The following is an 11,259-nucleotide window of genomic DNA, read 5'->3' on the forward strand; positions in this document are numbered from 1 at the left end:
CTGGTCCCACCCTGAACCCTGAGGCGTCCGCCACAACCACCTGACCTGGCCTGCTGCCCGAGCGAGTCGGAAAGGGCCCCTCCGCCATTTGGCGGAGGGGCCCTTTCGCTGCATCTCAGACGTCGTGCGGGACGGCGTCCCAGCCGTCAACCTCATGCGGCTTGCGGGTGCCCGGGCCCACGTAGCGGGCGGAGGGCCGGACCAGCCGCTGGAGCTTCTTCTGCTCCAGGATGTGGGCGCTCCAGCCGCCCATCCGGGCGCAGGTGAACATGGAGGTGAACATGTGCGCCGGCACCTCGGCGAAGTCGAGCACCACGGCGGACCAGAACTCGACGTTCGTGGCGAGCACCCGGTCCGGCCGGCGGGCCTGCAACTCGGCGAGGGCGGCCTTCTCCAGAGCCTCGGCGACCTCGAAACGCGGAGCACCCAGCTCCTTGGCGGTGCGGCGGAGCACCCGGGCGCGCGGGTCCTCGGCCCGGTAGACCCGGTGGCCGAAGCCCATCAGCCGCTCGCCCCGGTCGAGCACCCCCTTGACGTAGCCCTCCGCGTCACCGCTGCGCTCGACCGCTTCCAGCATGCTGAGCACCCGCGACGGCGCGCCGCCGTGCAGCGGGCCGGAGAGCGCGCCGATGCCTGAGGAGATGCAGGCGGCGGCGTCCGCGCCGGTGGAGGCGACGATCCGGGCGGTGAAGGTGGAGGCGTTCAGGCCGTGCTCGGCGGCCGAGATGAAGTAGGCGTCGACGGCCTTGACATGCCGGGGGTCCGGCTCACCGCGCCACCGCTTCATGAAACGCTCGACGACCGTCTCCGCCTTGTCGATCTCCTTCTGCGGGACCGCCGGCAGCCCGAGCCCGCGAGCGGACTGGGCGACGAAGGAGAGAGCGGTGACCGACACCCGGGCGAGGTCCTCGCGGGCCTGCTCGTCGGAGATGTCAAGCAGCTGATGCAGGCCCCAGTACGGAGCGAGCATGGCGACGGCGGACTGCACGTCGACCCGGATGTCGCCGGAGTGCACCGGCACCGGGAACGGCTCGGCCGGCGGCAGGCCCGGGCCGAAGCGGCCGTCGACAAGCAGCGCCCAGACGTTGCCGAAGGAGACCTGGCCGATCAGGTCCTCGATGTCGACCCCGCGATAGCGCAGCGCACCGCCCTCGCGGTCGGGCTCGGCGATCTCGGTTTCGAAGGCTACGACGCCCTCAAGTCCGGGTTTGAAATCGGCCATCTCACTGCTCCTGGTGTGTGGTCGGTGCGCCCGCCCGGGCTCGGTGTCCCGGCCCCGGCCGGGTGAGCGCCTTAGGCGACCCTCAGGGATGTGTTCGTGACATCTTGCCTGCTGGTGACCGGGTGCGCGAGACGCTGTCGATGTGCTGCTGGCGACATCCCGCTTGCCGGGCCCCTCCCGGCACCGATAAGACTGGGCCGGACGGGCTGGTCGCCGGGCGCGTACCGGCCCGACGGGGGAGGAACGGGAACGTGATGGGGGACACACCGGCGCCGGCCGGTATGCGGCACGAGTACGCCGCCGAGTCCGGCCTGACGGAGAGCGAACTGGCCGCCGACTGGCACGCCCAGTTCGACCGGTGGTTCGCCGACGCGGTCGCCGCCGGGCTGCCCGAGCCGAACGCCATGGTGTTCGGCACCGCCGACGCCGCCGGGCGGCCGAGCGCGCGGACGGTGCTGCTCAAGGGGTACGACCCGGAGGGTTTCGTCCTCTTCACCAACTACGGTTCCCGCAAGGGCGCCGAGGTGGCCGCCAACCCGTACGCCAGTCTGCTCTTTCCCTGGTTTCCAATGCAGCGGCAGGTGATCGTCGCCGGTCCGGTGGAACGACTCGACCGGGCGCAGACGGAGGCGTACTTCGCCAGCCGACCACGCGGCTCGCAACTTGGTGCCTGGGCCAGCGCCCAGTCGTCGGTGCTGCCGGACCGGGCTGCCCTCGACGACGCGTACCGGGCCGCGGCGGAGCGCTTCGCCGACGTGGACCCGATCCCCGCTCCGCCGCACTGGGGCGGGCTGCGGGTGCGTCCCGACTCGGTCGAGTTCTGGCAGGGCCGCGCGAGCCGGCTGCACGACCGGCTCCGGTTCCGCCGTACCGGTGCGGGCTGGGTCGTGGAGCGGCTGGCACCGTGACCGTCGGCAGCACCGACCGGCCGCGCGAGCAGCGCCGCTGGGCGATCGATCTGCGTCCGCTGCGGGTGCCATCGTATCGGCGGCTCTGGCTCGGCAACGCCATCGCGATGTTCGGTTTCCAGTTCACCGCCGTCGCGGTTCCGGTGGAGATGTACGCGCTCACCGAGGACTCCCTCTGGGTCGGTCTGCTCGGCATCGCCGCCTTCGTGCCGCTGCTGGTCTTCGGGCTCTGGGGCGGCGCGGTCGCCGAAGCCATCGACCGGCGGCGGGTGCTGCTGGGCGGCTCCGTCCTGCTCTGGGTGGCTGTGCTGGGACTGCTGGCCCAGGCGCTGCTCGGCGTCGGTAGCCCGGTTCTCCTGCTGGCCCTTGTCGCATTGAGTTCGGTGTCGTTCGCGATCGCCGGTCCGGCCCGTGGGGCGCTCGTGGCCCGGCTGGTCCCGACCGAGCTGGTGCCCGCGGCCACCACGTTGAACTTCACCACCGCGATGGCGACAGCGGTGCTCGGACCGCTGGCCGCCGGCCTGATCCTGGCGATCTGGGACCTCGGGGTGGCCCTGCCTGTCGCGTACGCGGTGGACGCGACGCTGCTCGCCGCGCTGGTCTGGGCGGCACTGCGGCTACCGGCCATGCCGCCGGAGCCCGATCCGGACGGCGGGCCCCGGCAGGCGGGGCTGCGCAGCATCGTCGACGGGGTCCGGTACCTGGCCGGCAGTCCGGTGTTGCTGCTCTCCTTCGCCATCGACCTGATCGCGATGGTGTTCGCCTTCCCCCGGGCCCTCTTCCCCGAGGTGGCGACCGAACGGTTCGGTGGCGGCGCGGCGGTGGGCTGGCTCTACAGCTCCATCGCGATCGGCTCGCTGCTCGCCGGCCTGGTCTCGGGTTGGATCGGCCGGGTACGCCGGCAGGGGCTGGTGCTGGTGCTCGCCGTGGTGGGCTGGGGTGTCGCGGTGGCGCTGGCCGGGTTGGCCGGCCAGCTCTGGCTGATGGTCGTACTGCTGGTGCTGGCCGGCGCCGCCGACCTGGTCAGCTCGGTGGTACGGCAGTCGATGCTGTTGATCTACGCACCGGACCGGATGCGCGGCCGGCTACAGGGCGTCAACACAGTGGTGGTGGCCGGCGGTCCGCGCCTGGGCGATCTGCGTGCCGGTGCGATGGCGGCCGGGTTCGGCAGTGGGGTGGCCTGGGTCGGTGGCGGTGTCGCGGCGGCGGTGCTCGCGGTGCTGCTCGCCGTGGCGTTCCCGGCGCTGACCCGCTACCGGCCACCGACCGGGGACGGCGAGCACGATCACGGCGAGGGCCGCCGACCGTGACGAGCGAACAACGGCGCCGACGGCTAGGGTCTGGCGACATGGACAGCCGCGATCCGCTTCCCCTGTCGGGAGCGCAGTGGAGCATCTCAGCCGCCGGTCACGAGGCGGTGATCGTCGAGGTGGGCGGTGGGCTCCGCGCCTACCGCCAGGACGGGGTCGAGCATCTCGACGGGTACGCCACCGACGAGGTGTGCCCGGGCTCAGCGGGGCAGGTGCTCGCCCCCTGGCCGAACCGGATCCGCGACGGCGTCTACACCTTCGGGGGCCAGGCGCGGCAGCTGAACCTGACCGAGCCGGAGCGGCACAACGCTATCCACGGCCTGGTGAACTGGGCGTCGTGGCAGCTGATCGAGCAGCGACCGGACGAGGTCACGGTCGGCTACGACCTGCTGCCGCAGCCCGGGTACCCGTGGCCGCTGCGGCTGCGTACCAGGTGGAGTGTGGGGGCCGACGGGCTGCGTGCCGAGCACGAGGTCACGAACATCGGCACCGAGGTGGCGCCCTTCGGCTTCTCCGTGCACCCGTACCTGCGGCTGCCGGGGGTGTCGGTGGAGGACATCGCACTGCGGGTGCCCGGCCGGACCCGGCTGATGCTGGACGGTCGGCTGCTGCCGGTAGGTGCGGCAGTGGTGGCCGGTACCGAATACGACTACACCGAGCCGCGGCGCATCGGCGACGCGGTGCTGGACCTCGCCTTCGGGCAGGTGACCCGGGACGCCGACGGTGGCTCCTCGGTGACGCTGACCGGGCCGGACACATCGGCCGGGCTGCGGATCTGGGCGGACGACCAGTTCGGCTGGTGGCAGGTCTTCACCGGCGACACGCTCACCGGCGAGCGGTTCCGCCGCTCGGTGGCGGTGGAGCCGATGACCTGCCCGCCGGACGCGTTCCGATCCGGTCGGGATCTCATCACCCTGGCACCGGGCGACATCTGGCGCGGGACCTGGGGCATCCGGCCGGGTGTCTGAGCGTCCGGTCACCTACCGGGCGGGGCAAGTGGAGGAGTGCGGCGTGGAGTTCGCGGAGGTGGTCCGGCGACGCCGGATGGTGCGCAACTACGACCCGGACCGGCCGGTCCCGCCGGAGGTGCTGGAGCGGCTGTTGGAGCACGCGGTGCGCGCCCCGTCAGCCGGGTTCTCACAGGGCTGGGGCTTTCTGGTGCTGGAGTCACCGGAGGACCGGGAGCGCTTCTGGGCGGCCAGCACCCCGGAGGGCGGCGGGATGGAGCGGTGGCTCACCGGGATGCGCCGGGCGCCGCTGGTCGTGGTGCCGCACGCCAACCGCTCGGTCTACCTGGAGCGGTACGCCGAGCCGGACAAGGGGTGGGCGGACCGGTCGACGGATCGTTGGCCGGTGCCCTACTGGTACGTCGACACCGGCTTCGCCGCGTTGCTGATGATGCTCACCGCGGTGGACGAGGGGCTGGGTTCGTGTTTCTTCGGCATCCCGCCCCAGCGGTTGGAGTCCTACCGTGAGGCGTTCGGTGTGCCGGAGGCGTACCACCCGATCGGTGCCCTCACTATCGGTTATCGAGCCCCCGACCACCGGTCACCTTCGCTGCGTCGCGGCCGTCGTCCGGTGGACGAGGTGGTCCGGCGGGGGCGGTGGAGCTGACCCGAACCGGTGGTTTCGTCCGGTTGAGAACCGGACGACCGGTGGCGAAACTGGCATCAGGGAGCAGAACGTGGGGTGCGGGGTCGGGCTACGCTGGCACGGTCATCGGCGCCGCAGGTCGCGGCGTTGTGCCGCGACGCGGCCCGGCGTCGTGGTTCGACCCGGCCAGGGGGAGGGGAGCGTGCCGTCGTGATCTTCAGAGCGGTCCGGGACGGACGTCCCTATCCAGAGCACAACCTGACCCTGAAGCAGTGGGCGGAGATCCCGCCCCGTCCGCTGCGTCTGGATCAGCTCATCACCACCAAGCGCGAGCTGGCGCTGGACAAACTCCTCGCCGAGGACTCCACCTTCTACGGTGACCTGTTCCCGCACGTCGTGCAGTGGAACGGTGGCCTCTACCTGGAAGACGGCCTGCACCGGGCACTGCGTGCCGCGCTGCAACAGCGCAACCAGATCCACGCCCGGGTGTTCGTGCTCGCCGAGGCGGTCGAGTGACCCAGGTGGACCTGCTCGACCTTGACGCGTCGCTGACCGAGGACGAGCGACAGATCCGCGCCGTCGTGCGCCAGGTGGTGGACGACCTGGTACGCCCGCACGTCGCCGGCTGGTACGAGGCCGGCCAGGTGCCGGCCCGCGAACTGGCCCGCGAGTTCGGCAAGCTCGGCCTGCTCGGCATGCACCTGACCGGGTACGGCTGCGCCGGCTCGACGGCCGTCGCGTACGGGCTGGCCTGCCTGGAACTGGAGGCCGGTGACTCCGGTGTCCGGTCGCTGGTCTCGGTGCAGGGTTCGCTGGCCATGTACGCGATCTGGCGTTACGGCAGCGAGGAGCAGAAGGAGCGCTGGTTGCCGGCGATGGCGGCCGGCGAGGCGATCGGCTCGTTCGGGCTGACCGAGCCGGATCACGGCTCCGATCCGGCGTCGATGGCCACCCGGGCGCGGCGCGACGGCGACGACTGGGTGCTCAACGGCAGCAAGATGTGGATCACCAACGCGCCGATCGCCGATGTGGCGGTGATCTGGGCGCGCACCGACTCCGGCGTGCGGGGCTTCGCCGTACCGATGGACACGCCGGGGGTGACGGCCAGGGAGATCGCCCGGAAGATGTCGCTGCGCGCCTCGCTGACCGGGGAGATCTCCCTCGACGACGTCCGGCTGCCGGCGGACGCCCAGCTGCCCGACGCGACCGGGTTGAAGGCGCCGTTGAGCTGCCTGACCGAGGCCCGGCACGGCATCGTCTGGGGTGCTCTCGGTGCGGCCCGCGACTGCCTGGAGACCGCTCTGACGTACGCGACGACCCGTACCCAGTTCGGTCGGCCGCTGGCCGGCTTCCAGCTCACCCAGGCGAAGCTCGCCGACATGGCGGTCGAGTGGAACAAGGGCTACCTGCTGGCTCTCCAGCTCGGCCGGCTGGCCGACGCCGGAAAGCTGCGCCCCGAGCAGGTGAGCGTCGGCAAGTTGAACAACGTACGGGAGGCGCTGGCCATCGCCCGGCAGTGCCGGACCATCCTCGGCGCCAACGGGGTCTCCGGTGACTACCCGGTGATGCGGCACGCGAACAACCTGGAGAGCGTGCTGACCTACGAGGGCACCTCGGAGATCCACCAGCTGGTCGTCGGGCAGCGGCTCACCGGCGTCTCGGCGTTCACCTGAACCCGGCCCGCGCCATCTGACGGACTCGGCGAGCGGCTGTCGTAGGTTGGGCTTACCGTCATCACCAGAGACCGCGTCTGACGAGGACGGTGAGGGCGATGGCACGCGACGGCGACATCAACGAGCCCACCAGCAGGTTTGCCGACCAGGGCGATGTGCTCACGGACGCCCCGGACGCACCACCGCAGCCCCCGCAGTCAGGTGGCGCAGCGGTCCGTGCCCTGCTCTGGGTGCTCGGCGCCGCGGCGCTCGCGGTGGTGGTGCTGCTCGGCGTGCAGACCACCGGGATCCTGCCCGAGTTCCGCAACCCGTTCACCAAGGAGCAGACCGACCGCTCTCAGCCCGCGCTGCTTGAGTCGATGCAGGATCTCAGCCGTTACGTGGCCGCCGAGGGCAACTTCCAGGTCGTGGTCGACCTGCAGAACGATCGGCGTAACGTGCCGGACTGGCTGCTCAACCAGCGGACCTTGTTCGTCGGGTCGGGCAGCGTCGAGGCGTACGTCGACTTCGGCACCCTCACCGAGGGGGCGATCGTGCAGTCGGCCGACGGGAAGTCGGTCGAGATCAAGCTGCCGGCGCCGCAACTGGGCGAGACCAACCTCGACCTGGAGAAGAGCTACGTCTTCGCGGAGGAGCGCGGCCTGCTCAACCGGGTCGGCGACCTGATCGGCGGTGACCCGAACCGGCAGCAGGAGGTCTACCGGCTGGCCGAGGATCGGATCACCGCAGCGGCCCGGGACAGCGGCCTGAGCGCTCGGGCCGAGGAGAACACCCGCAAGATGCTGGAGGGGCTGCTCCGCTCGCTCGGCTTCGAGCAGGTGAGCGTCAGCTACGTCGCCCCCTGACCGACCGGTCACCCGCCACCGGAGGCAGGCCCGGTCGGTGGCGGGTGCCTCAGCGACCGGCGACCAGGTGGCGGTCCTCGTTGGGCATGATGATCCAGAGTGCCAGGTAGACGATCACCTGGGTGCCCGGCAGGAGCAGCGACAGCAGGAACAGCAGCCGGATCAACCCGGCCGACGTCCCGAACCGCCGCGCCAGACCGGCGCAGACCCCGGCGAACATGCGCCCCTCGCGGGGGCGGACCAGTTTGCGACTCATCGTCGTACTTCCCCTCTGCGGCGTTTCGCCGCTGCTGGAATCAACGCTAGGGACGGATGGCCGTCCTGCCCTCGGTCCCGAGGAGGAAGGTCATCCCGCTGACCCGTAGGTGCTTACCCGCGTGGGCTCCGGACGACGCCTACCACCGGGATCAGGGGGTAGGCTCGCCGGTCGGACGCCCTCACCCGGGCGCCACCAGGGCCGGACCGTACCGGGTACCGGCCATGACCGGGCCGGCTCCGCAGCGAGGAGCCGACCATGACCGGCCGCTGACCGGTAACACCGGCGACGGCGAGAAGGCACAGTCATGATCAGCGTGTTCGACCTGTTCAGTGTGGGTATCGGGCCGTCCAGCTCGCACACGGTGGGGCCGATGCGGGCGGCGCGTACCTTCGTCGCCGGGCTCAAGGCCGATGGTCTGCTCACCGACACCGCCCAGGTGCGGGCCGAGCTGTTCGGTTCCCTCGGCGCCACCGGGCACGGGCACGGCAGCGACCGGGCGGTGCTGCTCGGCCTGGCCGGTGCGGCCCCAGAGACGGTCGACACGGACGGCGTCGAGGCGCGGGTGGGCCGGATCCGGGCGGAACACCGGTTGTCCCTGCTCGACACGCACGAGATCGACTTTGACCCGGAGCGGGACCTGACGCTGCACCGCCGCCGGTCGTTGCCGTACCACCCGAACGGGATGATCTTTTCGGCGTACGACGCGAGCGGGGCGGAGGTGCGCAGGCGTACCTACTACTCGGTGGGTGGCGGGTTCGTGGTGGACGAGGCGGCGGCCGGCGCGGACCGGATCAAGCCGGACAGCACCCCGGTCCGGTACCCGTTCCTCACCGGCGCACAACTGCTCGACGTGACCGCCGCGACCGGGCTCTCGATAAGCGAGGTCATGCTCGCGAATGAGGTGTCCTGGCGGTCCGAGGCGGACGTCCGAGCCGGGCTGCTCGACATCTGGCGGGTCATGCGGGAGTGCGTCGAGCGCGGCTGCACCCGGGACGGCACCCTGCCCGGTGGCCTGAAGGTGCGGCGCCGCGCCGCCGAACTGCGTCGCAGCCTGGAGGCTGACGCCGCCGGCCTGACCGGCGGCCCGCACACCCCGGCCGCAGCCGCGCCCGCCGGACCGGTCACGGGCACGGTGGGGGATCCGCTGCACGTGATGGACTGGGTGACGCTGTTCGCGCTGGCCGTCAACGAGGAGAACGCGGCCGGCGGACGGGTGGTGACCGCGCCGACGAACGGGGCGGCCGGGATCATCCCGGCGGTGCTGCACTACTACACGCGGTTCGTGCCGGGCGCCTCCGACGAGGGGGTGGTGCGGTTCCTGCTGGCGGCCGGCGCCATCGGGGTGCTGTTCAAGGAGAACGCGTCGATCTCCGGCGCGGAGGTGGGTTGCCAGGGCGAGGTCGGCTCGGCCTGCTCGATGGCCGCCGCCGGGTTGGCCGAGGCGCTTGGCGGCACGCCGGCCCAGGTGGAGAACGCCGCCGAGATCGGCATGGAGCACAACCTGGGTCTGACCTGCGACCCGGTCGGTGGCCTGGTGCAGATCCCGTGCATCGAGCGCAACGCGGTGGCTAGCATCAAGGCGATCACCGCCGCCCGGCTCGCGCTGCGCGGCGACGGGGTGCACGCCGTCTCGCTCGACAAGGTCATCAAGACCATGCGGGAGACCGGCGCCGACATGAAGGTGAAGTACAAGGAGACGGCGCGCGGTGGCCTGGCCGTCAACGTGATCGAGTGCTGAGCGCTCGTCGGGCAGCGTTCACCGGCTGCTAACCTGTCGTCCGTTCAGGGCGACCGGCAGTGGGGCGGTGGAGGCGAGGCGGGTCCTGGTCGAGGCTCTTACCAGGCAGGAGACGGCGGTGACCTCTGGCGTCGGGGCGTTGTGGTCGCACCGAAATTCGCTGCGCATCCTGGTCAGACGCGACCTGGCGGTCAAGTACCAGCAGTCGGTGCTGGGTTACCTCTGGTCGTTGATCGAGCCGCTGGGCATGGGCGCGATCTACTGGTTCGTCTTCGGCGTGCTCTACTCCCGCGACACCAACCGGCATCTCGGCGAGGCGGCCGGGTCGTACCCGCTGTTCCTGATCACCGGGATCTTCGCCTGGATGTGGACCAGTTCGGCGTTGAGCGAGGCCACCCACGCACTTACCGGTCAGTCCCGGCTGATCACCACCATGAACGTGCCCCGGCAGGTCTTCCCGATCGGCCGCGTCGTCGGCCGCTTCGCCGAGTACGCCGCCGGACTGCCGATCCTTGCCGCCATCGCGATCTGGTACACGGTGCAGGGCCGGATCGAACCGGGCTGGTCGCTGCTCGCCCTGCCGCTGGCGGTGCTGGTGCAGGCGATCCTGTTGATCGGGCTGGCGTTGCTGCTGTCGGCGTTCAACGTGCTGATGCGGGACGTGGAGCGGTTCATGCGCCTGGTCATCCGGGTGCTCTTCTACGCCACGCCGATCATCTATCCGCTGAGCCTGGTCCGCGACTCCGGCCTGCCGGGCTGGCTCAAGGGGGCCTACGAACTCAACCCGCTTGTCGGCATCTTCCAGCTGCATCACGCCGTCTGGTATCCGGACGAGTTTCCGGGCGCCCGGTTGCTCGCCACCACCGTCGGCATCAGCGTGCTGCTGTTCGTGGCCGGCTGGTGGGCGTTCCGCCGGCTCGAACCCGCAGTGCTCAAGGAACTCTGATGGGTGAGGCGATCATTGAGGCCGAGGGGCTCGGCATCCGGTTCGTCCGCAACCGCCGCCGGCAGTTGCGGCTGCGGGAGCTGTTCATCCACCGGGGTACGCGGGGTGCCTCCGACGGCCGGTTCTGGCCGCTGCGCGACGTCTCCTTCTCGATCTCGCCGGGGGAGACCGTCGGGGTGATCGGCCGCAACGGCACCGGCAAGAGCACCCTGTTGCGGCTGATCGCCGGGGTGCTGATCCCCGACGAGGGGCGGATCCGGGTCTCCGGTGACGTGGCACCACTGCTGGAACTCTCCGCCGGATTCTCCAACGATCTGACCGGGCGGGAGAACCTGTACCTGGTGGGCGGCCTGCACGGGCTGTCGTCGGGCTATCTGAAACGGCACTTCGACGAGATCGTCTCGTTCGCCGGTGAGCAGGTGGAACGGGCCATCGACACCTCGGTACGGCACTACTCGTCCGGCATGAAGGTGCGGCTCGGTTTCGCGATCATCTCTCACCTGCCGCACCCGATCCTGTTGATGGACGAGGTGACGGCGGTGGGCGACGCCGAGTTCCGCAAGAAGTGCTACACGACAATCGATCGTCTGCTCGGGGAGGGGCGCACTCTGGTGCTGGTGTCACACAACGAAAAGGATCTGACCCGGTTCTGCCGTCGGGGGCTCTTCCTCGACGCGGGCCGGCTGAGCGTCGACGGCACGATCGCCGAGGCGCTTGACGCGTACCACGACGCGGTCCCCCGGTGACCCTCGCGATCGTGCTCGC

12 protein-coding genes are annotated in these 11,259 nt (G+C 70.9%); 10 read left to right on the forward strand and 2 right to left on the reverse strand.

What is annotated here, in order from left to right; all coding sequences use genetic code 11:
- Positions 1–115: 115 nt before the first annotated feature.
- Positions 116–1,222: a citrate synthase 2 gene (locus AB0I71_RS01290; protein ID WP_357581242.1), complete on the reverse strand. Its 1,107-nt coding sequence runs from the start codon at positions 1,220–1,222 to the stop codon at positions 116–118.
- Positions 1,223–1,476: 254 nt separating this feature from the next.
- Between AB0I71_RS01290 and pdxH the strand changes: the two genes are divergently transcribed.
- From pdxH to AB0I71_RS01325, 7 genes are all read left to right on the forward strand, one after another.
- The gene (pdxH, locus tag AB0I71_RS01295) at positions 1,477–2,130 is read left to right on the forward strand and encodes a pyridoxamine 5'-phosphate oxidase (RefSeq protein ID WP_357581243.1); all 654 of its coding nucleotides are present in this window, start codon (positions 1,477–1,479) and stop codon (positions 2,128–2,130) included.
- Complete coding sequence (locus tag AB0I71_RS01300; RefSeq protein WP_357581244.1) at positions 2,127–3,440, forward strand: MFS transporter; 1,314 nt, start codon at positions 2,127–2,129, stop codon at positions 3,438–3,440. Before pdxH ends, AB0I71_RS01300 begins: the two co-directional genes overlap by 4 nt.
- Positions 3,441–3,478: 38 nt before the next feature.
- Positions 3,479–4,408 carry an aldose 1-epimerase family protein gene (locus AB0I71_RS01305; protein WP_357581245.1) on the forward strand — a complete coding sequence of 310 codons (930 nt, stop codon included), beginning with the start codon at positions 3,479–3,481 and terminating at the stop codon, positions 4,406–4,408.
- 43 nt (positions 4,409–4,451) lie between these two features.
- Positions 4,452–5,054, forward strand: a complete 603-nt coding sequence (locus AB0I71_RS01310; protein ID WP_357581246.1) for a nitroreductase family protein — start codon at positions 4,452–4,454, stop codon at positions 5,052–5,054.
- Positions 5,055–5,243: 189 nt separating this feature from the next.
- The gene (locus tag AB0I71_RS01315; RefSeq protein ID WP_093404142.1) at positions 5,244–5,549 is read left to right on the forward strand and encodes a type II toxin-antitoxin system VapB family antitoxin; all 306 of its coding nucleotides are present in this window, start codon (positions 5,244–5,246) and stop codon (positions 5,547–5,549) included.
- Entirely contained in the window at positions 5,546–6,706 is a 1,161-nt protein-coding gene (locus tag AB0I71_RS01320) for an acyl-CoA dehydrogenase family protein (protein WP_357581247.1), read from the forward strand. The genes AB0I71_RS01315 and AB0I71_RS01320 overlap by 4 nt, the downstream gene beginning before the upstream one ends.
- Before the next feature lie 98 nt (positions 6,707–6,804).
- Positions 6,805–7,551 (forward strand): DUF4230 domain-containing protein, encoded by a 747-nt coding sequence (locus tag AB0I71_RS01325; protein ID WP_357581248.1) that lies wholly within the window; start codon positions 6,805–6,807, stop codon positions 7,549–7,551.
- 49 nt (positions 7,552–7,600) lie between these two features.
- Here AB0I71_RS01325 and AB0I71_RS01330 read toward each other — a convergent pair whose 3' ends face one another.
- Complete coding sequence (locus tag AB0I71_RS01330) at positions 7,601–7,807, reverse strand: PspC domain-containing protein (protein WP_357581249.1); 207 nt, start codon at positions 7,805–7,807, stop codon at positions 7,601–7,603.
- Positions 7,808–8,114: 307 nt separating this feature from the next.
- Between AB0I71_RS01330 and AB0I71_RS01335 the strand changes: the two genes are divergently transcribed.
- The 3 genes from AB0I71_RS01335 (at position 8,115) to AB0I71_RS01345 (ending at position 11,240) form a co-directional block, all read left to right on the forward strand.
- Entirely contained in the window at positions 8,115–9,548 is a 1,434-nt protein-coding gene (locus AB0I71_RS01335) for an L-serine ammonia-lyase (protein WP_357581250.1), read from the forward strand.
- A gap of 118 nt (positions 9,549–9,666) precedes the next feature.
- Positions 9,667–10,494, forward strand: a complete 828-nt coding sequence (locus AB0I71_RS01340) for an ABC transporter permease (protein WP_357581251.1) — start codon at positions 9,667–9,669, stop codon at positions 10,492–10,494.
- Positions 10,494–11,240 carry an ABC transporter ATP-binding protein gene (locus tag AB0I71_RS01345; RefSeq protein ID WP_357581252.1) on the forward strand — a complete coding sequence of 249 codons (747 nt, stop codon included), beginning with the start codon at positions 10,494–10,496 and terminating at the stop codon, positions 11,238–11,240. The genes AB0I71_RS01340 and AB0I71_RS01345 overlap by 1 nt, the downstream gene beginning before the upstream one ends.
- Positions 11,241–11,259 lie beyond the last annotated feature (19 nt).

Source organism: Micromonospora sp. NPDC049891, from assembly GCF_040660295.1.
Classification (GTDB): Bacteria; Actinomycetota; Actinomycetes; order Mycobacteriales; family Micromonosporaceae; genus Micromonospora.

Excerpts from the sequence above, each read along its gene's own strand:
- AB0I71_RS01290 (WP_357581242.1), bottom strand. The coding sequence starts at position 1,222 with ATGGCCGATTTCAAACCCGGACTTGAGGGCGTCGTAGCCTTCGAAACC.
- pdxH (WP_357581243.1), top strand. The coding sequence starts at position 1,477 with ATGGGGGACACACCGGCGCCGGCCGGTATGCGGCACGAGTACGCCGCC.
- AB0I71_RS01305 (WP_357581245.1), top strand. The coding sequence starts at position 3,479 with ATGGACAGCCGCGATCCGCTTCCCCTGTCGGGAGCGCAGTGGAGCATC.
- AB0I71_RS01325 (WP_357581248.1), top strand. The coding sequence starts at position 6,805 with ATGGCACGCGACGGCGACATCAACGAGCCCACCAGCAGGTTTGCCGAC.
- AB0I71_RS01330 (WP_357581249.1), bottom strand. The coding sequence starts at position 7,807 with ATGAGTCGCAAACTGGTCCGCCCCCGCGAGGGGCGCATGTTCGCCGGG.
- AB0I71_RS01335 (WP_357581250.1), top strand. The coding sequence starts at position 8,115 with ATGATCAGCGTGTTCGACCTGTTCAGTGTGGGTATCGGGCCGTCCAGC.
- AB0I71_RS01345 (WP_357581252.1), top strand. The coding sequence starts at position 10,494 with ATGGGTGAGGCGATCATTGAGGCCGAGGGGCTCGGCATCCGGTTCGTC.